Origin of the sequence: Thermus thermophilus, from assembly GCF_019974155.1 — a bacterium.
GTDB lineage: Bacteria > Deinococcota > Deinococci > Deinococcales > Thermaceae > Thermus > Thermus thermophilus_C.
In genome coordinates this window covers 395,181-417,978 of record NZ_AP025158.1, presented here as the reverse complement: position 1 = coordinate 417,978, position 22,798 = coordinate 395,181, and the positions used below count along the sequence as shown (strand labels likewise).

General features: G+C 67.2%; 24 protein-coding genes. 5 read left to right on the top strand and 19 right to left on the bottom strand.

Going from position 1 to position 22,798, the window contains the following annotated elements; genetic code table 11:
- Window positions 1-16: 16 nt before the first annotated feature.
- From TthTMY_RS02420 to TthTMY_RS02405, 4 genes are all read left to right on the top strand, one after another.
- A complete protein-coding gene (locus TthTMY_RS02420; protein ID WP_096412027.1) occupies window positions 17-877 on the top strand; it encodes a 4Fe-4S dicluster domain-containing protein in 861 nt (286 codons plus the stop codon).
- A 12-nt stretch (window positions 878-889) separates the two neighbouring features.
- On the top strand, window positions 890-2,125 hold the full coding sequence (gene nrfD, locus TthTMY_RS02415) for an NrfD/PsrC family molybdoenzyme membrane anchor subunit (protein WP_223903377.1): 1,236 nt from the start codon (window positions 890-892) through the stop codon (window positions 2,123-2,125).
- A complete protein-coding gene (locus TthTMY_RS02410; protein WP_096412020.1) occupies window positions 2,126-5,515 on the top strand; it encodes a molybdopterin-dependent oxidoreductase in 3,390 nt (1,129 codons plus the stop codon).
- 83 nt (window positions 5,516-5,598) lie between these two features.
- Window positions 5,599-6,150 (top strand): protoglobin domain-containing protein, encoded by a 552-nt coding sequence (locus TthTMY_RS02405; protein ID WP_096412017.1) that lies wholly within the window; start codon window positions 5,599-5,601, stop codon window positions 6,148-6,150.
- Here the strand turns inward: TthTMY_RS02405 and dnaB are convergent.
- Window positions 6,147-7,481, bottom strand: coding sequence for a replicative DNA helicase (gene dnaB / locus TthTMY_RS02400; RefSeq protein ID WP_096412013.1), 1,335 nt, complete (start codon window positions 7,479-7,481; stop codon window positions 6,147-6,149). The two genes, TthTMY_RS02405 and dnaB, sit on opposite strands and share 4 nt — an antisense overlap.
- A gap of 108 nt (window positions 7,482-7,589) precedes the next feature.
- On the opposite strand from dnaB, the gene TthTMY_RS02395 reads away from it, so the two are divergent.
- Window positions 7,590-9,197, top strand: coding sequence for a transglycosylase SLT domain-containing protein (locus tag TthTMY_RS02395; RefSeq protein ID WP_223903376.1), 1,608 nt, complete (start codon window positions 7,590-7,592; stop codon window positions 9,195-9,197).
- Here the strand turns inward: TthTMY_RS02395 and TthTMY_RS02390 are convergent.
- The 18 genes from TthTMY_RS02390 to gprE form a co-directional block, all read right to left on the bottom strand.
- A complete protein-coding gene (locus TthTMY_RS02390) occupies window positions 9,187-10,347 on the bottom strand; it encodes a cation:proton antiporter (RefSeq protein WP_096412010.1) in 1,161 nt (386 codons plus the stop codon). The two genes, TthTMY_RS02395 and TthTMY_RS02390, sit on opposite strands and share 11 nt — an antisense overlap.
- Window positions 10,347-10,799, bottom strand: coding sequence for an HPP family protein (locus TthTMY_RS02385; RefSeq protein ID WP_096412006.1), 453 nt, complete (start codon window positions 10,797-10,799; stop codon window positions 10,347-10,349). The genes TthTMY_RS02390 and TthTMY_RS02385 overlap by 1 nt, the downstream gene beginning before the upstream one ends.
- A gap of 10 nt (window positions 10,800-10,809) precedes the next feature.
- Window positions 10,810-11,442, bottom strand: coding sequence for a rhomboid family intramembrane serine protease (locus tag TthTMY_RS02380; RefSeq protein ID WP_096412003.1), 633 nt, complete (start codon window positions 11,440-11,442; stop codon window positions 10,810-10,812).
- Window positions 11,439-12,266 carry an SDH family Clp fold serine proteinase gene (locus TthTMY_RS02375; RefSeq protein WP_096412000.1) on the bottom strand — a complete coding sequence of 276 codons (828 nt, stop codon included), beginning with the start codon at window positions 12,264-12,266 and terminating at the stop codon, window positions 11,439-11,441. The genes TthTMY_RS02380 and TthTMY_RS02375 overlap by 4 nt, the downstream gene beginning before the upstream one ends.
- 16 nt (window positions 12,267-12,282) lie before the next feature.
- Window positions 12,283-13,431: a cation:proton antiporter gene (locus TthTMY_RS02370; protein WP_096411997.1), complete on the bottom strand. Its 1,149-nt coding sequence runs from the start codon at window positions 13,429-13,431 to the stop codon at window positions 12,283-12,285.
- The gene (locus tag TthTMY_RS02365; protein ID WP_096411993.1) at window positions 13,431-13,904 is read right to left on the bottom strand and encodes a cation:proton antiporter regulatory subunit; all 474 of its coding nucleotides are present in this window, start codon (window positions 13,902-13,904) and stop codon (window positions 13,431-13,433) included. Before TthTMY_RS02365 ends, TthTMY_RS02370 begins: the two co-directional genes overlap by 1 nt.
- Window positions 13,901-14,359, bottom strand: a complete 459-nt coding sequence (locus TthTMY_RS02360) for a phosphate-starvation-inducible PsiE family protein (protein WP_096411990.1) — start codon at window positions 14,357-14,359, stop codon at window positions 13,901-13,903. The genes TthTMY_RS02365 and TthTMY_RS02360 overlap by 4 nt, the downstream gene beginning before the upstream one ends.
- On the bottom strand, window positions 14,322-14,768 hold the full coding sequence (locus tag TthTMY_RS02355) for a DUF1931 family protein (protein WP_096411988.1): 447 nt from the start codon (window positions 14,766-14,768) through the stop codon (window positions 14,322-14,324). The genes TthTMY_RS02360 and TthTMY_RS02355 overlap by 38 nt, the downstream gene beginning before the upstream one ends.
- A gap of 66 nt (window positions 14,769-14,834) precedes the next feature.
- Complete coding sequence (locus TthTMY_RS02350) at window positions 14,835-15,248, bottom strand: Hsp20/alpha crystallin family protein (RefSeq protein ID WP_096411985.1); 414 nt, start codon at window positions 15,246-15,248, stop codon at window positions 14,835-14,837.
- 3 nt (window positions 15,249-15,251) lie between these two features.
- Window positions 15,252-15,674 carry a thioredoxin gene (gene trxA, locus TthTMY_RS02345; protein ID WP_096411981.1) on the bottom strand — a complete coding sequence of 141 codons (423 nt, stop codon included), beginning with the start codon at window positions 15,672-15,674 and terminating at the stop codon, window positions 15,252-15,254.
- A gap of 62 nt (window positions 15,675-15,736) precedes the next feature.
- Window positions 15,737-16,423 carry a heat-stable protein gene (locus tag TthTMY_RS02340; RefSeq protein WP_096411978.1) on the bottom strand — a complete coding sequence of 229 codons (687 nt, stop codon included), beginning with the start codon at window positions 16,421-16,423 and terminating at the stop codon, window positions 15,737-15,739.
- 12 nt (window positions 16,424-16,435) lie between these two features.
- Window positions 16,436-16,849 carry an Hsp20/alpha crystallin family protein gene (locus TthTMY_RS02335; RefSeq protein WP_096411975.1) on the bottom strand — a complete coding sequence of 138 codons (414 nt, stop codon included), beginning with the start codon at window positions 16,847-16,849 and terminating at the stop codon, window positions 16,436-16,438.
- Window positions 16,850-16,864: 15 nt separating this feature from the next.
- Window positions 16,865-18,049, bottom strand: coding sequence for a VLRF1 family aeRF1-type release factor (locus TthTMY_RS02330; protein WP_096411973.1), 1,185 nt, complete (start codon window positions 18,047-18,049; stop codon window positions 16,865-16,867).
- Window positions 18,046-18,435: a ferritin family protein gene (locus TthTMY_RS02325; protein ID WP_096411970.1), complete on the bottom strand. Its 390-nt coding sequence runs from the start codon at window positions 18,433-18,435 to the stop codon at window positions 18,046-18,048. Before TthTMY_RS02325 ends, TthTMY_RS02330 begins: the two co-directional genes overlap by 4 nt.
- 9 nt (window positions 18,436-18,444) lie before the next feature.
- Complete coding sequence (clpB, locus tag TthTMY_RS02320) at window positions 18,445-21,009, bottom strand: ATP-dependent chaperone ClpB (protein WP_096411966.1); 2,565 nt, start codon at window positions 21,007-21,009, stop codon at window positions 18,445-18,447.
- 150 nt (window positions 21,010-21,159) lie between these two features.
- Window positions 21,160-21,396 (bottom strand): chaperone modulator CbpM, encoded by a 237-nt coding sequence (locus TthTMY_RS02315; RefSeq protein WP_096411962.1) that lies wholly within the window; start codon window positions 21,394-21,396, stop codon window positions 21,160-21,162.
- Window positions 21,383-22,225, bottom strand: coding sequence for a molecular chaperone DnaJ2 (dnaJ2, locus tag TthTMY_RS02310; protein ID WP_096411958.1), 843 nt, complete (start codon window positions 22,223-22,225; stop codon window positions 21,383-21,385). Before dnaJ2 ends, TthTMY_RS02315 begins: the two co-directional genes overlap by 14 nt.
- A 3-nt stretch (window positions 22,226-22,228) precedes the next feature.
- Window positions 22,229-22,762 carry a nucleotide exchange factor GrpE gene (gprE, locus tag TthTMY_RS02305; RefSeq protein ID WP_096411954.1) on the bottom strand — a complete coding sequence of 178 codons (534 nt, stop codon included), beginning with the start codon at window positions 22,760-22,762 and terminating at the stop codon, window positions 22,229-22,231.
- Window positions 22,763-22,798: the final 36 nt, after the last annotated feature.

Genomic DNA, 22,798 nt, shown 5'->3' with positions numbered 1-22,798 from the left:
AAGCGGGGAGGTGAGTATGGACTTGGAAAGCCGGAGGGCGTTCTTAGAGAAAGTGGCCTCCATGGTCTTTGCCGGCATGGTCCTAGGAGGCCAGGAGGTCCGGGCGGAAAAGGTGGAACGGCCTCCTCGCTCCCCCGATGGACCCCTTCTCCCCGACCTCACATACGAAGACGTCCTGGTCCGCATGCAAAAGGATCTGGAGCGGGCCCTGAAAAAAGGGACCACGCCCAAGTGGGTGATGGTGATTGACACCCGCAAGTGCGTGGGGTGCCACGCCTGCACCATCGCCTGCGCGGTGGAGAACAAGCTCCCCCCGGGCGTGGTTTACCGCCCAGTGGTGGAGGAGCAGGTAGGGGAGTACCCCCACGTCACCTGGCGGTTCCTGCCCCGCCCCTGTATGCAGTGCGACAAACCGCCCTGCGTCCCCGTCTGCCCCGTAGGGGCCACGTGGAAGCGGGAAGACGGCATCGTGGAGATTGACTATGACGCTTGCATCGGGTGCCGGTACTGCCTGGTGGCCTGCCCCTATCAGGCCCGCACCTTTGACTTTGGGGAAAACTGGACCGACGGCACCCCAGGGGAAGGCAGGATGCCCTACGAGGAGCTCCCCACCTTTGAGTGGGGGGAGGTGCACTTCCGCAAGGAAGGGGTGGTCCCCCAAAGCCCCGTGGGCAACGCCAGGAAGTGCAGCTTCTGCCTCCACCGCATTGAGAAAGGGCTCCTCCCCCAGTGCGTCACCACCTGCATCGGACGGGCCACCTTCTTCGGGGACGCCTCCGACCCGGAAAGCCTGGTGAGCCAGCTCATATACAAGCCCAACGCGATCCGACTTAAAGAAGAGCTGGGCACCGAACCACGGGTCTACTACCTGGTCTAGAGGAGGTGCGGCATGCGCGCCCTAGGATGGATCCTTTACCTGGCTCTGGCCGCAGTAGGGCTTACAGGCTTCTTCCTTCGCCTCGCCACCGGTCACCATTTAGCCGCTTACGGAAGCTACGTTCCCTGGGGACTTTGGGTGGCCGCCTACATTTACTTCATCGGGCTTTCGGCGGGAGCCTTTCTCCTCTCCGCCCTGGTGTACGTCTTCGGCGTGCGGAAGCTGGAGCCCATCGCCCCCCTGGCCCTGGTGGTGGCCTTGGCGAGCCTCCTCATGGCTTTGGTCACCATCTGGTTTGACCTGGGCCACATGGAGCGCTTCTACTACGTCTACCTCCGGCCCAACTTCCGCTCCATGATGGCCTGGATGGTGTGGCTCTACACCGCCTATGGGCTTCTCCTGCTTCTGGAGTTGTATTTCGCCCTCAGGCGGCACCTGCCCAAGTACGCGAACGCAGGAGGCTTTACGGGGCTCCTGGCCCGGCTTCTCACTGGGGGCCGGAAGACCCCCTTCTCCCCGGAGGAGGTGGCCCGCGACGAGAGGATCCTGCAGGTGCTGGGCTCCCTCGGCGTCCCCTTGGCCATCGCCTTCCACGGTGGGGTGGGGGCCCTTTTCGCCACCGTTTTGGCCCAGGAGCTCTGGCACAGCCCCATCTACCCCATCCTCTTCCTGACGGGCGCCCTCCTTTCAGGCGGCGCTTTGATGACCGGGATCTACGCCTACTTCTGGCCGCACAAGGACGGAGCCTGGAAGGACCTAAGCCTCTTCCTGGGGCGGGTGGTCCTTGGGCTCATCCTCTTTGACCTTCTCTTGGAGTGGGCCGAGTATTCCATCCCCATGTGGTACGGGGTAGGGCCCGAGTTTGAGGCCCTGTGGCACACCCTCTTTGGTCCCTTCTGGTACGTCTACTGGGTGTTCCACATCCTCTTGGGCGTGGCGGTGCCGGTGGGGTTGATCCTCTATGGCCTCCGCAGCCAAAGGGTGGCCCCCATCGGCCTGGCCGGCCTGCTGGTGGCGGTGACGTTCCTGGCCATCCGGCTCAACCTGGTCATCCCTAGCCTGGTCCACCCCAAGCTGGAAGAGCTGGTGCACGCCTACCACGACCACCGCCTCCTCTTCGCCTACGTGCCCACCTGGTTTGAGTGGAGCGTGGTGGTCTTCTCCGTGGTCCTGGGGTTCACGGTGGTTTACCTACTGGTCCGCGTCCTTCCTGTGGTGGAAGGCAAGACGCTGAAGGAGGTGGGTTAAATGCTTTCCCGGCGCGAGCTCATCAAGTTGGGGGTGCTCTCCGGTAGCGGCGTCCTTCTGGGCGAGAAGGCCACGGAACTCTTCAGCCAGGTCCAGGCGGCCGAAGCCAAGAGCACGGGGTTCTACCCCCTCAACGACCCCGAGAACCAGATCTACTCCGTCTGCCTCCAATGCAACACGGGTTGCCCCATCAAGGTCAAGGTCTACGAGGGCGTGGCAGCGAAGATTGACGGGAGCCCCTACGCGCCCTGGACCCTCTATCCCCATCTGCCCCTGTCCACGCCTCTCGAGGAGGCGGCCAAGGTGGACGGCGCCCTCTGTCCCAAGGGCCAGGCCGGGCTGCAGACGGTGTACGACCCCTACCGCATCCGCAAGGTGCTCAAGCGGGCAGGCCCAAGGGGAAGCGGCAAGTGGAAGGAAATCCCCTTTGAGCAGGCGGTGCGGGAGATCGCCGAAGGGGGCAAGCTCTTCGCCGATATCGGCGACGACCGGGACTACCCGGGCCTCAAGGAGGTCTGGGCTCTAAGGGACCCCAAGGTCATGAAGGCGATGAAAGCCCGGGTAGAGGCCATCTGGAGGGAAAAGGACCCCGCGAAGAAGCGGGCTCTGGTGGAAAGCTTTAAGGAGGAGTTCAAAGAGCACCTCCACACCCTCATTGACCCCGACCACCCCGACCTCGGCCCCAAGAACAACCAGGCCGTCTTCGCCTACGGCCGCCTGAAGGCGGGACGGAGCGACTTCTTCAAGTGGTTCTTCCAGCAAAGCCTCGGCTCCGTCAACGTCCACGGGCACACCACGGTCTGCCAGGGTTCCCTTTACTTCACCGGCAAAGCCATGAGCTACCAGCTCGCCTACGACGAGAAGAAGGGGCAGTACACCTGGACAGGCGGGGAAAAGTTCTACTGGCAGGCCGACCTCACGGGAGCGGAGTTCGTCATCTTCGTGGGGGCCAACATCTTTGAGGCCAACTACGGCCCCCCCTTGCGGGTCAACAAGCTCACCCTGGGCGCGGCCACGGGGAACCTGAAGTACGTGGTCATTGACCCGCGGGCCCAGAAGGGCGTGGCCCACGCCACCAAGTGGCTTCCGGTAAAGCCGGGGCAGGACGCGGCCATCGCCTTCGGCATGATGCGCTGGATGTTTGAAAAGGGGCGGTTTGACGCCCGCTTCCTCTCCGCCGCCAACAAGGCGGCCGCCCAAGCCCTAGGCGAGCCCAGTTGGACCAACGCCACCTGGCTCGTGGAACTGGACGAGGAGGGCTTCCCCGCCAAGCTCCTGCGGATGAGCCACCTGGGCATGGATCCCGAGGTGCGCGTTATTGAAGGCCAAGAGGTGGTCTTTGACCATCCGGTGGTCCTGGTGAAGGGCAAGCCCACCCCCGTGGATCCGCAAAGCGAGGACAAGCCGGTCTACGGCGACCTTTTCGTGGACACCACCCTAAACGGCATCCGGGTGAAAAGCGTCCTCCAGCTCATCCGGGAGGAGGCCTTGAGCCGGACCCTGGAGGAGTGGGCGGAGCTCGCCGGGGTGGAGGCCCAGGACATCGCCGAGCTGGCCTACGAGTTCACCCGCCACGGGAAGAAGGCCGTGGTAGACGTCCACCGGGGAGCAAGCCAACACAGCAACGGCTTCTACAACTGCTTCGCCTGGTTCACCCTAAACGCCATGGTGGGGAACTACGACCATCACGGCGGCTTCATCAAGGCCAGCACCTACGACATCACCGGGAAGAAGGCGGGTGGCCCCTTTAACATGGACAAGCTCCACCCGGCCAAAATGGAGCCCTTCGGCATCTCCCTCATCCGGCACGATGTGAACTACGAGGACACCACCCTGTTTGAGGGCTACCCCGCCAAGCGCCCCTGGTTCCCCCACAGCTCCGATGTCTACCAGGAGATCCTCCCCTCCGCCGCCCAGGGCTACCCCTACCCCGTAAAGATCCTCTTCCACTACATGGGCTCCCCCGCCTACGCCCTCCCCGCAGGCCACACCCAGATCCAGGCCATGCTGAACCCGGACAAGATCCCCCTCATCGTGGCCTTTGACATCGTGGTGGGGGACACCTACCTCTTCGCCGACTACATCATCCCCGACCTCTCCTACCTGGAGCGGTGGGAGTTTCACGGCAGCCACCCCAACAACCCCTGGAAGGTTCAGACCGTCCGCCAGCCCACCATCCCCCCCATCCCCGAGACGGTAAAGGTGTTCGGCCAAGAGATGCCCATCTCGGCGGAGAGCTTCTTCCTGGCCCTCGCCGAGTACCTGGGGCTTCCCGGGTTCGGAGAACAAGGCTTCGCCAACGGGATGCCCTTCACCCACCCCGACCACTTCTACCTCAAGCTCGCCGCCAACCTGGCCTTCGGGGAGAAGGCGGACGGCTCCGATGCCCTGCCCGAGGCGGACGATAAGGAGCTGGAGATCTTCCGCAAGGCCCGGCGCCACCTGCCGCCTTCGGTCTTTGACGAAAACCGCTGGCGGGAGGCGGTGGGCGACGAAAGCCTTTTCCGCCGCACCGTCTACCTCCTCAACCGGGGCGGCCGCTACCAGGCCTTTGAAAAGGCCTTCAAGTCCGACGGCACCGTGGCCAACGCCTACGGCCGGCAGATCAACCTCTACCTAGAAAAGCACGCCAAGACCAAGAACAGCATGACGGGCAAGCCCTACTGGCCTCTGCCCCGCCTCTTTCACCCCTACACCGACGCCCTTGGGCAGCCCATCCCGGACGAAGCCCAAGGCTACGAGCTCACCCTCCTCACCCACCGGGTGATCACCATGACCAAGAGCCGGACGATCTCCAACTACTGGCTCCTCAACGTGATGCCCGAGAACTACATCGCCATCAACCCGGTGGACGCCAAGCGCCTGGGCTTTAAGGACGGGGAGCTCGTCAAGGTGGTCTCCGCCAGCAACCCGGAGGGCCTCTGGGACTTCGGCCCCTTCGGCAAAAAGCCCATGGTGGGTAAGCTTAAGGTGCTCCCCGGCATCCGGCCCGGAAACGTGGCCTTCGCCCTCGGTTACGGCCACTGGGCCTATGGGGCAAGCGACATAGAGATCAACGGCCAGGTGGTGAAGGCCGACCCCAGGCGGGCGGCGGGCATCCACGCCAACGCCGCCATGCGGGTGGACCCCGTCCTCAAGGACGTAGGGCTTACGGACCTCACCGGGGGTAGCGTGGTTTTCTACGACACCAAAGTGCGCTTGGTCCGGGCCACACCAGAAGAGGCCAAAACCTACAGGGAAGGCGTGAGGCGGATGGCCCTCGGTGGCCCCTCCGGGGTGGAGGCGGAAGCGATCTTGGAGAAGGCCCTCAAAGCGGCGAGAGGGGAGCTGGACCCCGAGGCATTGCGGAGGGAAGTGGCGGCCCAGCTTGGCCTTAAAGGCCAGGTCTAAAGGGCCACTTCGGCAGAGGGCCCAGGGCAAGCCTGGGCCCTCTGCCCTGGACGGGAAGGGTCCGGGACGGGTACATTTGTCCCGTGGACCCCGGGGAACTTTTGGAACTCCTCAAGCGCCGTACGGGCTTCACCGAGGCCCACGCCGCCCTCCTTAGGGAGCTCGGTGAGGTCATGGTCCCCATCGCCCACGAGGTGGCCCTGGCCTTCTACGACTACCTGGGGCGGGACCCGGAGCTTGGCGCCATCCTCCACGCCGAGCCGGGGCGGGTGGAGAGGCTCTACCGGACCTTCGCCCGCTGGTACGGCGAGCTCTTCTCGGGGGTCTATGACCGGGCCTACGCCGAGCGGAGGCGGCGCATCGGCCTGGTGCACGCCCGGCTCGGCATCGGCCCCCGGGCCATGATCCCCGCCATGGGCCTCGTCCAGGAGCTCTCCTTGGAGCACATGCGCATGGCCCTGAGGGGGCACGAGGTCTACAGCGCCGTGGAGGCCTTTGAGAAGCTCGTGGCCGTGGAGGTGGCCCTGATTGAGGAGAGCTACCTCGAGGCCCTCTCCTTAGGCCTTTCCCTGGGGCACCGGGACCTCGCCCAAGCCCTCAAGGCAGGGGCCTCAGCCCTCCTCTCCCGGGCCTAGGGCTCCTTGGCCAGGTCGTTGAAGCGCACGTGCTGGGCGTGGAACTGGAGCTCCACGGTCCCCGTGGGGCCGTTCCTCTGCTTGCCCACGATGATTTCGGCGATCCCCGCCTTCTCCGAGTGGGGGTTGTAGTACTCGTCCCGGTAGATGAACATCACCAGGTCGGCGTCCTGCTCAATGGAGCCCGACTCCCTGAGGTCGGAGAGCATGGGGCGCTTGTTGGGCCGCGCCTCCACCGCCCGGGAGAGCTGGCTCAAGGCGATCACCGGCACGCCGAGCTCCCGGGCCAAGGCCTTGAGCCCCCTGGAGATGGCGGCGATCTCCTGCTGCCGGTTTTCCCCCTTCTGCCCCCCTCCGGGGCCCGACATAAGCTGAAGGTAGTCTATGATGATTAGGCCCACGTTGTGCTGGCTCCTGAGCCTCCGGGCCCGGGCGCGGAGTTCCATGAGGGTGAGGTCGGGGGTGTCGTCAATGAAGATGGGGGCCTCGGAAAGCCGGCCCGCCACGTCCACGAGGCGGGAGAAGTCCCGGTCGGAAAGCTGGCCGAGCCGGACCCGGTTCATGTCAATGCGGGCCTCGGAGCACATCATCCGGAGGACGAGCTGGGCCGCGGGCATCTCCAGGGAGTAGATCCCCACCCCCACCCCCTCCTTGAGGGCGGCGTGCTGGGCGATGGTGAGGGCGAAGGCGGTCTTCCCCATGGCGGGGCGGGCGGCGATGATGTTCAGGGAGCCGGGAGCGAGGGTACCGATGAGCTGGTCCAGCTCCTTGAAGCCCGTGCGCACCCCGGCGGTCTCCCCCTTGTTCTGGAAGAGGGCCTCAATGTGCTCAAAGGTCTCGTGGACGAGCTCCCGCATGGAGCGGGCCTCCACCTCCGTCTGGGCCAGGGCCACCTCCAGGATCCGCTTCCCCGCCTGGTCCAGGATCTCGTCCAGGCTTCCCGCCTCCTCGTAGGCCAGGCGCATGGCCTCCCCGGCCGCCTGGATGAGCCTGCGCAGGGTCCACTTCTCCGCCACGATGCGGGCGTAGTGCTCGGCGTAGGCGGCGGTGGGGGTGGCCTCGGAAAGCTGCACCAGGTAGCTCACCCCGCCCACCCCGTCCAGCTCCCCCCGGCGGGAAAGCTCCTCGGCAAGGGTCACCAGGTCCACGGGGCTGCCCTCGGCCCTTAGGCCCTGCATGGCGGCGTAGATCTTGCGGTGGGCCTCGGCGTAGAAGGCCTCGGGGGTGGGGAGCAGGCCCTCAATCTCGTCCAGGACTTGATAGTCCAGGAGGATCGCCCCTAGGACGCTCTGCTCCGCCTCGAGGCTGTGGGGGGGGATACGGCCTTCCATAAGCCTCCCCAGGTTAAGCCCGCCTCCCCCCCTTCCGCCAGAGGCCTTTCCTTTTAGGAAGGATTGGCTCTTTTCCGCTTCTCAGGGGAGGGGCCTAAGCTCTAAGGCGTGCGCTGGCTCCTTCTCCTCTTTCTCCTTGCCGCCTGCCAGGCCCAGGGCCTGCCCGAGCCCTACGCCACCCTGGAAAGGGGAGGGAAGGAAGCCCTCCGCCAGGTGGCCCTTAGGGCCGAGGGGTACGCGGGCCTCCTCGCGGGCTGGCTCCTGGTGGGCGAGGAAGACCTCCCCCTCGCCGAACGGGCGGAGTACGCCTGGCGCTACGCCCTCTTCCTGGAAGAGGTGCGGGCCTTTGAGCCGGGCTGGGAGGCGGAGGCGGCCTGGCGGGTGGCGGCCCCCCTCCTGGAAAGGGCGGGGGACGGGAGGGCCTTTTCCGCCTGGGCGAGGCTTCTTCCTAAAGAGGAGGCCGTGCTGGCCCTCCTCCGCCTTGGCCAGGGGGAGGGGCTCTGGGAGGCCCTCTTCCGCGGCCGGGCGTACGAGCCCCTCCTCAAGGCCCTCCCCGAGGGGACAAGGCCCGACCTCCGCGCCCAGGCCCTCTACCGCCTGGGCCGCTACGGGGAGGCCCTTCCCCACTACCGGGCCTGGGCGGAAGAGGACCCGAGGGGCTACCTGGGCCTGGGCTACGCCCTCTGGCGGCTCGGGAGGCGAGAGGAGGCCCTTCAGGCCTTCGCCCGCTACGACCACCCGGAAAGCCGCCTGGCCCAAGGCCGCCTCCTGGAGGGGATGGGGCGGGTGGAGGAGGCCCTTTCCCGCTACCTGGCGAGCACCCCGGAGGGGCTTTGGCGGGCCACGGCCCTGCTTGAGCGCCTGGGGCGGAAGGAGGAAGCCCTCGGGGTCTACCTCCGCCTCGCCCGGGGGGAAAGCCCCTACGCCGACGATGCCGCCCTCCGCGCCTACCTCCTCGCCGGGGAGCTCGGGAATGGAGAGGCGCGGCAGGAGGCCTACGCCCGCCTCGAGGGGGGCCTGGGCCTCCTCGTGGGGAAGACCCCGTCCCCCCCGGCCCTAGCCCCTCCGGCTTCCTTACCCCCCGAGGCCTCCCTGGTGGAGGCCCTGGTCCGGGCGGGCAAGGCGGCCTGGGCCCGGGGGGAGGTGCGCTACGCCCTCTGGAGGCGCCCAAAGGACTGGCCCGCCCTCGTCCCCCTCCTCTACCGCCTGGGGGCCTATCGGGAGGGGATCCGGGCCGCCTGGCCCACGGCCCTCGCCTACCCCAGGGCCTACCGGGCGTGGGTGGAGGCCTACGCGGGGAGGGAGGGGCTGGACCCCGACCTCCTCTTCGCCCTCCTCCACGTGGAAAGCCGCTTTGACCCTAAGGCGGTGAGCCCCACGGGAGCCTTGGGCCTCGCCCAGTTCCTCAGGAGCACCTGGGCGGACGTGGCCCGGATGCTGGGGGAGCCCCCCGCCGACCCCTTTGACCCCGAGGCCAGCATCCGCTACGCCGCCCGCTACCTCCGGTGGCTCCTAGAGCGGTGCGCCGCCTTTTCCGGCGTGGAACGGCTTGCCTGTGCCGTCACCGCCTACAACGGGGGGATCGGCTACACCCTAAGGGGCATCGCCCGGGAGGGGGGCCTCTACGCCTTCCTCCGCTTCCAGGAGCGGGACGAACCGCGGGAGTACCTCGCCAAGGTGCTCTCCGCCTACGCCGCCTACAAGGCTATTCCTTAGCGGCGCGCTCCCTCTCCGTCCAGGCGATGAGGAGTTTGAGGGCGAAGGGGGCGAAGAGGGTCGTGAAGACCACCATGAAGAGAACGATGGCGTACTCCTCCTCGTTCACCGCGCCCGCCTTGAGGCCCAAGGCGGCCACGATGAGCCCCACCTCCCCCCGGGGGGCCATGCCCACCCCCACGGTGAGGGCGCTCCGCACCCCCTGGGTGAGGGCCCCGAGGAAGCCCCCGAGGACCTTCCCCAGGATGGCGATCACCGTGACCACCGTCCCCGCCACCAGCACCACGGGGCTCGCCAAGGCGGCGAGCTCCAGCCTAACCCCCACCATGGCGAAGAAGAGGGGAGCGAGGAAGCTCTCTATGGCGAAGACGGGCTCCTCGAGGCGGTACTTCTCCCGCACCTCGGAAAGGAGCATTCCCCCCAAAAAGGCCCCCACGATGGGGGCGAGGCCGATACTGGCCGCCAGGGCCGCCATCCCCACGCCCAAGGCGAGGGCAAAGCCCAAGGGGCTCCCCACGGGAAGCCGCTCTAGGGGCAGGCGGGCGATGAGGGTGGAGAGGAAGACGGCAAGCCCCACGAAGACCACGGAGAGGAGGATGAGCCGGGCGATGGCCCCCACCTCCACCTGGCCCGTCTGGGCCACGCCGTTCACCACCGCGAGGACGATGAGGCCCAGGACGTCGTCAATCACCGCCGCCCCCAGGATGATCCGGGAGTAGGGACGGGAAAGGACCCCGAGCTCCTGGAGGACCCGGGCGGTGATGCCCACGCTGGTGGCCACCAAGGCGGTGCCGAGGAAGAGGGCGGGGAGGGTTTCAAACCCGATCTCTAGGCCGTAGAGGTACCCCCCCAGGAAGGGCAGGGCTACCCCCAAAACGGCCACCAAAAAGGCCTCCTTCCCCACCGCCAGGATGTCCCTGAGGCGGGTTTCCAGGCCCACCATGAAGAGGAGGAAGACCGCCCCAAGCTCCGCCAGAAACTCCAGGACCTCCCCCTCGTGCACCAGGCCCAAAAGGGCGGGCCCCACCAGCACGCCCGCGAGCACCTCCCCGATGACCACGGGCTGGTTCAGGCGCTTGAAGATAAAGGCCATCACCTGGGCCGCGAGAAGGAGATAGAAGATCTCCAACAGGTGTTCCGCGCCGTGCATCAACTCCTCCCTAGGATGAGCTTCAAGAAGTCGCTCCGGGTGAGGATGCCCACCACCTTGCCCTTCTCGTCCACCACCGGGAGGTGGCGTAGGCCGGTCGTGAGGACCACCTTGAGGGCCTTGCCCAGGGGGTCCTCGGGGTGGACCTTGGGGATCTCCGTGCGCATCACCGCCTTCACGGGGGTGCGCTGGTAGCGGCGGTAGATCTCCGCCAGGACGTCCTCGTCCACCCACTCCCCGAAAAGCTGCAGGGCCTCCACGTCGGAGAAGGGAACGTTCTCCGGGTGGGGCAGAAGCTCCTCCACCTGGACCACGCCGAGCAGCCTCCCCTCCCCGTCCACCACGGGGAAGCCCCCGTAGCGGGTCTCCAGGATCCTGCGGGCGGCCTCCTCCAAGGTGGCCTCCGGCCCCAGGACCACGGGGTCTTGGGTCATCAGGTCCTTGACCTTCATGGGCCCCAGTCTACCAGCCCCACCTTCGGGGAAGGAACGCGCGCACCGCCGCCACGCCGAAGACGAACCCGCCGAGGTGGGCCCAGAAGGCGATGCCCGGCACGCCCAAAAGCCCCTGCACCAGCTGGAGGAAGGCCCAGTACCCCAGGTAAAAGCCCGCGGGCAGGGCCAGGGTGAAGGGCAGGACGAACCAGACCAGGGTGATCACGTAGGCCCGGGGGAAGAGGACGTAATAGGCCCCAAGGACGGCGGAGACCGCCCCGCTCGCCCCGATCATGGGCACGGTGGAGGCGGGCATGAACAGGGCCTGGGCCAGGGCCGCCGCCACCCCGCCGAGGAGGTAGAAGAGGAGGAAGCGCTCCCCTCCCATCCGATCCTCCACGTTGTCCCCGAACACCCAGAGGAACCACATGTTGGAGAGGAGGTGGAAAAGGCCCCCGTGGAGGAACATGCTGGTGAGGACCCGGTACCCCTCGCCCAGGGGGTCTTGGAAGAAGAGGGCGGGGACGAAGCCCATCTTGGCCACCACCTGGGTGGGCCCGAGAAGGAGCTCCAGGAGGAAGGCGGCCACGTTCAGGGCCACCAGGGACCGGACCACCAGGGCGGGGCGGCGCGCGGGGTTGATGTCATGCAGGGGGATCATCGCGGCGGACCCTGGCGGTAAGGCAGGGGCACGTACTGGACGCTGGGCCTTTGGCCTTGGGCTTGGGGGTAGAGCTCCATGAGCTCGTAGACCTCCCGGGGCATCTCCGTGGATACGGGAAGCCCCAGGCTCCGGGCCTGCTCCACGTCAATGGGGTAGTCGTGGGTCCAGGTGCCCTGGGAGAGAAGGGTGGCCACCTCCTCCGCCTTCTCCTCGGGCATGTGCTTCTTGAGGAGGTTCTTCACCGTGGCCTTCACCTGCCTAAGGGCCTTCTCCGCCACGTCGGCGAGGATCAGGGTCTGGTCGTCAATCTCGGAGATGGGCTTTTTCTCCAGGACCTTGAGGATGCTCGCCGCCGGGTACTGGCCGAGCTGGGGGTCCACGGGGCCCAAGACGGCGTTCTCGTCCATGACGATCTCGTCGGCGGCGAGGGCGATGAGCGTCCCCCCGGACATGGCGTAGTGGGGCACGAAGACCGTCACCTTGGCGGGGTGGCGGAGGAGGGCCTCGGCGATCTGCTCCGCCGCCAGCACCAGGCCCCCTGGGGTGTGGAGGATGAGGTCTATGGGCACGTTCTTGTCCGTGAGGCGGATGGCCCTCAGGACCTGCTCTGAGTCGTCAATGTTGATATAGCGGGAGATGGGGATTCCCAGAAAGCTCACCGCCTCCTGGCGGTGGATGAGGGTGATGACCCGGCTTTTCCGCTGCCTCTCCAGCTCGGCGATCTTGCGGGTCCTGGCCCCGAGGAGCCACTGCTGCTGGAAGTAGGGGGAGAGGGCAGAGAGGATGAAGAAAAGCCAAAAGAGCTGGAAAAAGATGTCCATGCCTCACCTCCGGCAATCATTCTACAGGGCTTCCTTCGGCCCTCTTCGCCCTCTTCCCGGGGCGCGCTTCCGGGTAGAGGGCCTGGGCGATCCCGGGGGCGTAGCGGATGAGGAGGGCCCCCAAGGGGACGGAGACCAGGACCAGGAGCACGGCCACCTGGGCCACCAGGGGGTAGCCCTGCTGCAGGGCCAAGGCGCCTAAGACCAGGTTGAACTCGCCCCGGGGCACGAGGTAGAGGGCGCTGTAGAGCCGCCGCTTCCGGCCAAGCCCCGCCCTCGCCCCACCCAGGTGGTTCAGGGGGAGCTTGAGAAGGAGGCCCAGGAGGACAAGCCCCACCGCCCAGGGGGTAAGCCCCCGAAGGAGGCCCAAGGCCTCCGCCCCCACCACGAGGAAGAAGAGGGCCACCCCGAGGTCCCGCACCGGCCCGAAGAGGTGCTCAAGCCTCTCCCTGAGGCCAAGCCCCGCGGCGATGACCCCGGAGAGGAAGGCCCCTACCCCCTCCGAGGCCCCCACGGCGTGGAAGAGGAGGGCGGTGCCCGCGGTGAAGGCGGCCCCGAGGAGGAGGACGAGCTCGTCGGAAAGCCCCTCCATGAAGCGGACGAGCCTCGGGCCCAGGAAGCGGGCGAAGAGGAGGTAGGCGAGGGCCAGGGCCACCCCCCCGAGGAAGCCCACGGGCCCCTGGCCGCCCAGGAGGGCGAGGAGGAGGGCGATGATGAGGTCCTCCAGGACCAAGACCCCGAGGACCACCTCGCTTTCGGGGTTGGCGGCGCGGCGCAGGTCAATGATGAGCTTGACGATGACGGCGCTGGAGCTGATGTAGACCACCCCGGCAAGGAGGAGGGCCCCCCTCAGGTCCAGCCCGGCGAGGAGGCCGAGGAGGAAACCCAGGGGGAGGGCCAGGGCGTCAAAAAACCCTGCCCGCAGGGCCTTCCCCGAAAGCTCCCGGAGCCGGTCCGGGCCGAACTCCAGCCCCACGGAAAAGAGGAGGAGCAAAAGCCCCAAGGAGGGGAGGGGCTCCAGATCCTCCACGGGAAGCCTCTCCCCCACCACAAGCCCCGTGAGGAGGTAGACGGGGAGGGGAGGGAAACCATAGCGGTGCACCAGGGCCGCACCCAGGGCCAGAAGCCCCGCGGCCAGGGCGAAGGCCTCGAGGGAAGGGTGCATCAGAAGTTCCCTTTCAGGGCCTCCACCGCCTCCCGGCTCCCCGCCACCACCAGGGTGTCCCCCACCTCTAAGACCACGTCCGGGCCGGGGTGGGGGATGAGGGGGGCCCCGGGCCGGTCCACCGCGAGGAGGTGGGCCCCCGGGGGCAGGGCGAGGTCCCCGACCCTCTTCCCCACAAGCTTAGAGCCGGGAAGGACCTTGACCCACTCAATCACCTTGGCCCCCAGCTTGCTCCGCGTGTCCCCCACGGCCTCGGGGTGGAAGAGGACCCCGGCCAGGATGGCCCCAAGCTCCCTCGCCTCTTCGTCCGTAAGGTCCAGGGCCACGGTGGGCTCGTCCTCCTCGCCCGCCTCAAAGTACTGAAGCTCCCGCTTACCGGAGCTGTGCACCACGATGACGATCCGGTCCCCGCTCTTCACCGTGATGGTGTACTTGCGCCCCACACCGGGAAGAACCACTTCCTCTACCTTCATCCTGCCCTCCTCGGGGAGAACTGCACCGCCAGGGTGCGTCCGGCCACGAGGGCCAGGATCCCCAGGCTCCAGAAAAAGAGGTCCATACCGGAAAGCCGGGCCTCATACAGAAGGAGAAGCAGCTCCCGCAGGGCCAGGGCGATCCCGATCTCCAGGAGGATCTCCAAGCGCACCCGTTCCACCTCAAAGTACTCCACGAAGGCCCGGACCAGCTCCAAGACGATGACGAGGGAGAGGACGTTGGTGACGAGCTCTTTTAGCCCCAGGCGCACCGTGGGCTCCGTGAGGGTGAGGCCGAGCTCCAAGAAGGTGCGCCAGACTCCCACGAAAAGGCCCACGAGGAGGGCCACCACCACCAGGTTGAACACGAGGCGGATGGCCCTCCGGTAGGCTCGGAGCAAAAGGTCCTGGCTCACGCTAGAGGAGGAGGTTAAAGACCCGTTCCGCCCGTTCATGGTGCTCCGTCTGGGGGTTCTTGAGGGCGGGGTCCAGCTCCTTGAGCACTCGGGCGTAGGCCACCACCAGGGCCCCGGCCAGCTCAGGCAGGAGGTTCCGCACGTCCTCGGAGACCTCGAGGTCCAAAGGCGGCAGGGCCGCCAAGGCGTCCAGCACGGGCTTGAGCTCCAGGGCGGTGTCCATGCGGCGGAACTCCTGCAGGGTCTCCTGGAGCCCCTTGGTGATGGGCAGGTCGGGCTCAAAGATCAGGTCGCGCCCGTTGTACCGGGCGTTCCGCTCCGCCACCACCAGGAGGTCGTAGAGTTTATTGCGCAGGAAGTCGGAAACCCGCTTGAGGTCGTTCTTGTCCACGTCCAGGCCCGCGGCCTGGCGGAAGAGCCTTTCAAACTCGGCCACCTTCATCAACATGGGCCACCTCCGGGGAACAGGCTAACAATTGCGCTTACTCTTGTCAAGTATCTTCAGCAAGAGATTTTAGCTTTCCTGAATAGGAATCCGCACGGGAGGTTCCTCGGGCCGCTTCTCCCGGGGGATCCGCACCTCCAGCACCCCCTTGGCGAGCCTCGCCTCAATCCCCTCCTTCTTGGTGTCCTTGGGGAGGAGGTAGGCCCGGTAGATCCGGCCGTAGACGATCTCGGCGAGGTGCTTGGTGCGCTTCTCCTCCCGCTTCTCCCCCTCAATGACCAGCTGATCCCCTTCCAGGCGCACCTCCAGGTTCTCCGGGCCAAGCCCCGGCACCTCCACCCTAAGGAGGTAGTGGTCCTCGTGCTCTTGGAGCTCGGAAAGGGGTTCCAAAACTTCGCCTACGTCCTGGAAAGCCTTCTCCAGGGCCTCCTCCACCGCCTTGCGCACGCGGGAGCGGCCAAAAGGCCAAAGCTTCTCCAACATGGTTCACCTCCCTTCTAGGTAGGGCCTGAGCCTTTCCTCCAGAACCCGCTTGGGGCTCGCGCCCACCCAGGTGGCCACGGGCGCACCCTGGCGGAAGAGGACCAGGGTGGGCACGCTCCGCACCCCGTACCGGGCGGCCAGGCCCGGGTGCTCGTCCACATTCACCTTCACCACCTTGAGCTTGCCGGCGTGGTCCCGGGCGAGCGCCTCCAAGATGGGGCTCACCAGGCGGCAGGGGCCGCACCAGGGGGCGAAGAAGTCCACCAGGGTCAAAGGAGCCCCCGCCACCTCCTGGGCGAAGCCCTTCTCGTCCGTTTCCACCACCCAGGGCAAGGGGGTTTTGCAGGCCCCGCACACCGGCACCTGCCCGGGCGGAGGGGTGCCCAGGCGGTTTTTGGCCCCGCATTTAGGGCAGGCCACGACCATGGGGCTATCCCCAGATCCCCTCTGAGGCACCCCACCCCGGGAAGCCCGGGGTGGGGCCCTCCTCAGCGGACGTTCCCCGTCTCCAGCTTCCTCGCCCTGAGGTCCAGGAGGCTGTACTCCCCCTCGGAGAGGTCGCCCGGGACCACCACCCAGCTCGCCCCCAGCATCTCGTGCTTCTGGCCCTTACCGGCCACGAGGACCAGGAGGGGGTTGTGGGTTTTGATCAGGTGGGCCACCTCGTGGGAGCCCTGCTCGTTCAGGCCCTTGTGGTAGGGCATGGTGTGGAAGAGGAAGATCTTGGGGTAGTCCTTGAGCTCCCAAAGGGCCTTGAGGTGGTACTCGGCGACCCAGGCGGGGTAGCGCAACGCCTCGTGCTCCTCGGGCTCGCCCTCGTCGGCGATCTCCCCGCCCACGCCCGCCACCAGGTAGGGCCCACGCCAGAAAGTGAAGGTCTCGTGGACGTTGCGCATCTCGGGGTGGACGAGCTCCACGTTGGCCGCTTCCCGCAGGTACTCCCAGATGGGGGCGTCCTGGGGACCGGGGATATAGGCGGTGGGCAGATGCGCCTCGGCGAGGATGCGGAAGAAAGCGGCGTAGTCCCGGCTTTTCGCCGCCTTGGGCATCAGGTTGCCGATGAGGGCGATGGCGTCCGCCCCGGTGTCGGGGGCCAGCTTGACGAACTTCTCCAGCGCCTCCAGGTCCCCCATGGGGTTGGAGGTGGCGAGGATGTACCTTACCGTGCGCCGCATGGTCTCACCCCCTTACTCCACCTGCACCTGGATCTTCTTCGGCTTGGTGGCCTCGGCCCGCGGCACCAGGAGGTGAAGCACCCCGTGGCGGAAGCGGGCCTGGACCCGGGAGAGGTCGTAGGTGCTGGGCACGTTGAAGCTCCGGGCGAAGGTGCCGTAGGTGCCCTCCAGCCGGTGGTAAGCGGCGTTCTCCTTGCGTTCAAAGGGCCTTTCCGCCTTCACGGAGAGCACCCCCTCCTCGGCCACCACCTCCACCTTCTCGGGCTCCACGCCCGGCAGGTAGACCAGGAGGTGGAGCCCCTCCTCGTCCTCCCACACGTCCACCGGCGGGGCGTAGACCCTAGGCCCCTGCTGGGGCGCGCCAAAGGCCCTAACCAGCCTCTCCTGCAGCTCCTCAAGCTCCTTGAAGGGATCAAACCGCATCATGCCAGCTCACCTCCTTCACCACCTCAAGAGCGCGGCCATGCCCCCGCGCTCAAGAAGCCTGCTTTCGGCCTCGCCGCGCACGAACTCCAGCTTGGTGGCGTAGCCCTCGGCCAAGGAAGCGAGCGCCGCGGCGAGGGGTTTTTTCTCGGGGGTTTCGCAGTAGGCCAAGGCCTGGGCCTCGTCGGCGAAGGCGAAGTCCTGGCAGAGGTAGACCTCCTGCTCCAGGTGCCAGGGGAGGACCCAGACCTCCACCCGGCCCTCCTGCACCCGGGCGAGGACCTCGGGGCCGAAGGCGGCCTTGGGGTAGGCCTCTTCCAGCCTCTCCAGGAGCTTGACCTCTTCCCGGCGCTCCACCTCTTCCAGGACCGGCTCCAAGCGCTTCAGCACCTCGCCGGGGCTCGCCCCGGGGTGGGGCAGGGAGGGAAGCTCCGCCACCACCCGCTCCCTCAGGCGCTTGGGCAGGTGGCCCAGGAAGAGCTTGGTGTGCTCCTCCGGGCCCATGAGGACGAGCCGGGTGAAGCCCCGGGCCTCGCTAAGCTTTTCCAGCTCGTGGGCGAGCGCTTTGTAAAACCGCTCCTCCCAGGCCTCGAGGCGCTTGGCGAAGAGGTCCTGGCCCGCCCCGCCCCGGGCGATGCCCCCCAGGTGGAAGCGGCGCCCGGGGGCGTCCAGGGAGAGGCGGCGCCAGGCCTCGGTGTCCAGGGCCAGGAAGGCGTCATGGACCTCCTCAATCTCCCCCAGGAAGACCTCAAAGACGCGCCACTTCTCCCGGTCCACGTAGACGATGCCGTAGCGCTCGTACTCGTCCAGGGCGTAGACCAGGGGGAGGAGGAAGGGCTCGCCCCAGTGGGCGAGGGCACCGTCCACCAGGTACCGCCCCGCCTTCTCGTCCAGGAACGCGGTTTTGACGCTATTCACCAGGGGAAGCTCCACCTGGAGAAGGAGGACCTCAAAGAGGTCTTCCCCGGCGAAGAAGACGGCGGTCCTGGCCTCGAGGACCTGGTTTTGCAGCACCTCCAGGACCCTTTCCGAAAGGTCCCCTGGGACCTCGAGGGCCTTCATGGCGTCCTTGGCCCGGAGAGCGTAGGCCCTCCCGGCGTTTTCCGGCTTGGCCGGGTTGACGTCCACGTAGAGGGAGAGGACGGGCCCCTCCTTGGCACCGACGGACTCGCGGATACGGCGGATCTCCTCTTTTCCGATCATAGACCACCTCCTATAAGCATCACCGCTTTGCGCACGGCCTCCTGGTTGAGCCTTTCCTCCTGGCCGAGCCGGGTGAAGAGGGCCTCGAGCTCAGGGTCAGGGAAGGTGCTCTCCAGGTAGTAGGCCCGGTCCAGCCCCTCCTCGGAGAGGAGGCGGAGAAGGGCCTCCCACCCCCCCTCCTCGGGCTTCGGGGCGGGAGGCAGGGAAGCCCCCCGCCGCCTCAGGGCCTCCGCCAAGGCCTCGGCGTGGGCCCGTTCCCTCCTCGCCACCTCCAGGAGGAGGGCCTTGACGTGGGGGTAGGGGACCCCCTCCGCCGCCCCCTCCGCCCGGAGGGCGTCTAGGAGCTCGTCCTGGTAGGCCTTCTGCAGCACCTTCACCGGGTCCATACCCCCTCCTCAGGCCTCTACCCGGGCGGGGACGGCAAACACGAGGCCCGCGGGCCCCACGTCCACCTGCACGCGGTCCCCCTCCTTGACCTCCCCGGCCAGGATCTTCTGGGCGAGGGGCGTCTCCAGTTCCCGTTGGATGACCCGCCGCAAGGGCCTTGCCCCGAAGACGGGGTCGTAGCCCCTTTCCGCCAGGAAGTCCTTGGCGGCCTCGGTGAGCTCCAGGGAGATGCGCTTCTCGGCGAGGCGGGCCCGGAGGTAGGCGAGCTGGATCTCCACGATCTCGCGGATCTGCTCCTTGGTGAGGGGCCGGAAGACCACGATCTCGTCCAGGCGGTTCAGGAACTCGGGGCGGAAGTGCTGTTGCAAGACCTTGAAGACCTCGTCCCGGATCCTCTCGTAAGGCCAGCCCTTCTGCAGGCCCTCGAGGATCAAGGGGCTTCCCAGGTTGGAGGTGAGGATGATGACGGTGTTGCGGAAGTCCACGGTGCGGCCGTGGCTGTCGGTGAGGCGGCCGTCGTCCAGGATCTGGAGGAGGATGTTGAAGACGTCGGGGTGGGCCTTCTCAATCTCGTCAAAGAGGATGACCGAGTAAGGCCTCCTCCGCACCGCCTCGGTGAGCTGGCCCCCCTCCTCGTAGCCCACGTAGCCGGGCGGGGCCCCGATGAGGCGGCTTACGGCGTGCTTCTCCATGTACTCCGTCATGTCAATGCGCACCATGGCCTCCTCGGTGTCAAAGAGGGTGGCGGCCAGGGTCTTGGCGAGCTCCGTCTTGCCCACCCCCGTGGGCCCGAGGAAGAGGAAGCTCCCGATGGGGCGGTTCGGGTCCTTTAGGCCGGCCCTGGCCCGGCGGATGGCGTCGGCCACGGCCCTTATGGCCTCCTCCTGCCCCACCACCCGCTTGTGAAGCTCTTCCTCAAGCCTTAGGAGCTTCTCCCTTTCCCCTTCCAAAAGCTTGGCCACGGGGATCCCGGTCCAGCGGGAGACCACCTCGGCGATGTCCTCCTCCGTGACCTCGAGGCGGACGAAGCGGGCGTTCCTCAGCTTTTCGGAGAGGGCCTCCACCTCGGCCTCGAGGCGGGGAAGCTCCCCGTAGCGGAGCTCGGCGGCCCGGTTCAGGTCGTACTGCCGCTCGGCGAGCTCAATCTCCCGCCTCACCTCGTCCAGGCGGTGCTGGGCCTCGCGGAGCTTCCCCAGGATCTCCCGCTCCCTCTCCCACTCGGCCCGGAGCTTGGCGATCTCCTCCGCAAGCTTGGCGATTTCCTCCTCAATGGCCTTGAGGCGCTCCTGGGAGTCCGGGTCCTTCTCCTTCTTCAGGGCCTCCCGCTCAATCTCCAGCTGGAGCTTCTTGCGCTCCAGGGCGTCAATCTCCTCTGGGGCGCTTTCCAGGGCCATGCGCAGGCGGGCCGCCGCCTCGTCAATGAGGTCAATGGCCTTGTCGGGAAGGCGCCTTTCCGTGATGTACCGGTGGGAAAGGGTGGCGGCGGCGATGATGGCGCTGTCGGAGATGCGCACCCCGTGGTGGACCTCGTACTTCTCCTTGAGGCCCCGGAGGATGGAGATGGTCTCCTCCACCGTGGGCTCGTCCACGTACACGGGCTGGAAGCGGCGCTCCAGGGCGGGGTCCTTCTCAATCTCCCGGTACTCGTCCAGGGTGGTGGCCCCGATGAGCCTGAGCTCCCCCCGGGCCAGGGCGGGTTTCAGCATGTTGCCCGCGTCCACGGCGCCCTCGGCCTTGCCCGCCCCCACCACGGTGTGGAGCTCGTCAATGAAGAGGATGACCTCCCCTTGGGACTGGACCACCTCCTGGATCACCGCCTTCAAGCGCTCTTCAAACTCGCCCCGGTACTTGGCCCCGGCGAGGAGGGAGCCCATCTGCAAGGAGACGATCCGCTTGCCCTTGAGGCCTTCGGGCACGTCCCCCTTGACGATGCGCTGGGCCAGGCCCTCCACGATGGCCGTCTTCCCCACGCCGGGCTCGCCGATGAGCACCGGGTTGTTCTTGGTGCGCCGGAGAAGGATCTGGATCACCCGCCGGATCTCCTCGTCCCGGCCGATCACCGGGTCCAGCTTCCCCTCGGCGGCAAGCCGCGTGAGGTCAATGCCGTACTGCTCCAAAGCGTTGTAGGTGCTTTCCGCGTGTTCCGTCTGCACGGTTCTCCCTCCCCTCAGTTCCCTCAGTGCCCCCTTCAGGGCCTCCAGGCCCGGAAGCCCCGGCGTGGCCTCCGCCAAGGCCAAAACCAGGGTGTCCACCGCCACGTAGCGGTCCTTGAGCTCCTCCATGAGGGCCTCGGCCCGGTTCAAGGCCCCGGAGAGGCGGCCCGTGAGGTACTGGCCCACCTCGGCCCCTTCCACCTTGGGCAGGCGGGAAAGCTCCCGCTCCTGGAGCCCTTTAAGGGCCTTGGGGTCCGCCCCGGCCTTCTCCAAGAGGCGCCAGGCGAGGCCCCCCTCGTCCTTCAGGAGGACGGCCCAGAGGTGGGGCAGGTCTATGGCCTGGTGCTTCATCCTTTGCGCCAGGACCTGCGCCTGGGCCAGGGCTTCGCGGGCGGCTTGGGTCCAACGTTCCAGGTTCATCCCTGCCTCCTATATGTTAGCATATCACCTGATATCAATATTGTCAATGTCATTGAGCGCAAATGTTAAAAATCAGAACGCGCACGCGCGAGGCGGAGGAGAAGCGCGCCTTTACCTGGATTGTACAGGGAACACCCGGGGAAGAATGTCCTAAGTCCGCTCCAGGATCTCCACCACCAGGGCCGCCCCGATGAGGTTGGCCCCGAGTTCCTTGCGGATGCGTTCGGCCTTGGCCATCCTCAGGAGGTCCTCCTCCCGGAAGTACCAGGTGCCTCCCACCTCCAGGGGCTCCACGAAACCGATCTCCACGTAGGCCCGCACGGCCGCCAGGGAAAGGCCGTGTTCGGCGAGGGCCTCGAGGGAAAGCCAGGGGCTACGCGCGAGCATAGTACGCCTCCGCGAGCTTCTTCCAAAGGGCCTCCTCCTCGGGGGTGAGGCGCTCGGGGATGGTGAGGCGCACCTCTAGGTAGAGGTCGCCCCGGCCCGCGGGCCCGGGGAAGCCCTTGCCTCTTAGCCGGAGCTTCCTTCCCGCCTGGGTCCTCGGGGGAACCGTGACCTCCACGGGGCCTTCCAGGGTCATGGCCCGCACCTTCCCCCCCACCACGGCGATGGGGGCGGGGACGTCTAAGGTGGCGTAGAGGTCCTGGCCCTCGAGGCGGAAGACGGGATGGGGAAGGAGGCGCACCACGAGGAGGAGGTCCCCAGGGGGGTTCCCCTGCCCTCCCATCCCCGGGACCCGGATCACGCTCCCCTCCCGCACCCCGGGCGGGATGCGGACGGAAACGCGCCTACCCGCCACCTCCACCACCCGCTCCCCGCCGTGGAAGGCCTCCTCCAGGGTGAGGGGAAGCTCGGCCCTGAGGTCCCGCCCCTTGCGGGTCCGCCGCCCGAAGCCGCCGAAGAGGCCGGGGCCGAAGAGCTCCTGGAAGAAGTCGGAGAAGTCCTCCACGTCAAACCCGGAGAAGTCGTACCCCCCGGGAGGCGGCGGGGGCGGGGCCTGGGTGGTGCCGTAGGTGTCGTAGATCCGGCGCTTTTCGGGGTCGGAGAGAACGGCGTAGGCCTCGTTGATCTCCTTGAACTTCTCCTCCGCCTCGGGGCTTTTGTTCACGTCGGGGTGGTACTGGCGGGCCAGGCGCTTGTAGGCCCTTTTGATCTCCTCCTGGGTGGCGTTTCTCGGCACCCCGAGGATGGCGTAGTAGTCCTTCTTGGCCGCCATAGGCTACTCCAGATCCGCCTCTTCCCGCTTCTCCTCGCCCACGGCCACCCGGGCCGGGCGCACCAAGGCCTCCCCCAGGCGGAAGCCCCGCTGGAAGACCCTGGCCACCTTCCCCGGCTCCCCCGGGAGGAGGCCCACGGCCTCGTGGTACCTGGGGTCAAAGGCCTCCCCTTCCCCGGGCACCTCCTCCACGCCAAGGCCCGCCAGGATGCGGAAGAAGCCGTCCCGGATGGCCCGTACCCCCTGGCGGATGCTCTCGGGGCTCGCCTCGGCGAACTCCAGGGCCCGTTCCAGGTCGTCAAGGACGGGAAGGAGCGCCCTCAGGGCCTTGAGCACCCCCTCCCGCTCCCGCGCCTTAAGCTCCTCCTCCATGCGCTTGCGGTAGTTGTCAAAGTCGGCGAGGAGGCGGAGGTACTTGTCCTTGAGGCCCTTAAGCTCCTCCTCCGCCGCCTTCAGGCGCTCCTCCAGGGCCTGGGCCTCCTGGCCCACGGCCTCTAGGTCCTTCTCCAGGGTGCTCTCGTGGTTCCTCTCCTCCATGGGCCCTCCCTAGAAGGGCCCCGCCCCTCGGAGCGG

Excerpts from the sequence above, each read along its gene's own strand:
- TthTMY_RS02370 (WP_096411997.1), bottom strand. The coding sequence starts at position 13,431 with ATGCACCCTTCCCTCGAGGCCTTCGCCCTGGCCGCGGGGCTTCTGGCC.
- TthTMY_RS02375 (WP_096412000.1), bottom strand. The coding sequence starts at position 12,266 with ATGGACATCTTTTTCCAGCTCTTTTGGCTTTTCTTCATCCTCTCTGCC.
- TthTMY_RS02420 (WP_096412027.1), top strand. The coding sequence starts at position 17 with ATGGACTTGGAAAGCCGGAGGGCGTTCTTAGAGAAAGTGGCCTCCATG.
- TthTMY_RS02325 (WP_096411970.1), bottom strand. The coding sequence starts at position 18,435 with ATGGACCCGGTGAAGGTGCTGCAGAAGGCCTACCAGGACGAGCTCCTA.
- dnaB (WP_096412013.1), bottom strand. The coding sequence starts at position 7,481 with ATGGAAGGCCGTATCCCCCCCCACAGCCTCGAGGCGGAGCAGAGCGTC.
- TthTMY_RS02350 (WP_096411985.1), bottom strand. The coding sequence starts at position 15,248 with ATGTTGGAGAAGCTTTGGCCTTTTGGCCGCTCCCGCGTGCGCAAGGCG.
- TthTMY_RS02410 (WP_096412020.1), top strand. The coding sequence starts at position 2,126 with ATGCTTTCCCGGCGCGAGCTCATCAAGTTGGGGGTGCTCTCCGGTAGC.
- nrfD (WP_223903377.1), top strand. The coding sequence starts at position 890 with ATGCGCGCCCTAGGATGGATCCTTTACCTGGCTCTGGCCGCAGTAGGG.
- TthTMY_RS02365 (WP_096411993.1), bottom strand. The coding sequence starts at position 13,904 with ATGAAGGTAGAGGAAGTGGTTCTTCCCGGTGTGGGGCGCAAGTACACC.
- TthTMY_RS02385 (WP_096412006.1), bottom strand. The coding sequence starts at position 10,799 with ATGAAGGTCAAGGACCTGATGACCCAAGACCCCGTGGTCCTGGGGCCG.
- TthTMY_RS02380 (WP_096412003.1), bottom strand. The coding sequence starts at position 11,442 with ATGATCCCCCTGCATGACATCAACCCCGCGCGCCGCCCCGCCCTGGTG.
- trxA (WP_096411981.1), bottom strand. The coding sequence starts at position 15,674 with ATGGTCGTGGCCTGCCCTAAATGCGGGGCCAAAAACCGCCTGGGCACC.
- TthTMY_RS02390 (WP_096412010.1), bottom strand. The coding sequence starts at position 10,347 with ATGCACGGCGCGGAACACCTGTTGGAGATCTTCTATCTCCTTCTCGCG.
- TthTMY_RS02360 (WP_096411990.1), bottom strand. The coding sequence starts at position 14,359 with ATGAACGGGCGGAACGGGTCTTTAACCTCCTCCTCTAGCGTGAGCCAG.
- TthTMY_RS02355 (WP_096411988.1), bottom strand. The coding sequence starts at position 14,768 with ATGTTGATGAAGGTGGCCGAGTTTGAAAGGCTCTTCCGCCAGGCCGCG.
- clpB (WP_096411966.1), bottom strand. The coding sequence starts at position 21,009 with ATGAACCTGGAACGTTGGACCCAAGCCGCCCGCGAAGCCCTGGCCCAG.
- TthTMY_RS02335 (WP_096411975.1), bottom strand. The coding sequence starts at position 16,849 with ATGATGCGGTTTGATCCCTTCAAGGAGCTTGAGGAGCTGCAGGAGAGG.
- dnaJ2 (WP_096411958.1), bottom strand. The coding sequence starts at position 22,225 with ATGGCGGCCAAGAAGGACTACTACGCCATCCTCGGGGTGCCGAGAAAC.
- TthTMY_RS02315 (WP_096411962.1), bottom strand. The coding sequence starts at position 21,396 with ATGCTCGCGCGTAGCCCCTGGCTTTCCCTCGAGGCCCTCGCCGAACAC.
- TthTMY_RS02330 (WP_096411973.1), bottom strand. The coding sequence starts at position 18,049 with ATGATCGGAAAAGAGGAGATCCGCCGTATCCGCGAGTCCGTCGGTGCC.
- gprE (WP_096411954.1), bottom strand. The coding sequence starts at position 22,762 with ATGGAGGAGAGGAACCACGAGAGCACCCTGGAGAAGGACCTAGAGGCC.
- TthTMY_RS02340 (WP_096411978.1), bottom strand. The coding sequence starts at position 16,423 with ATGCGGCGCACGGTAAGGTACATCCTCGCCACCTCCAACCCCATGGGG.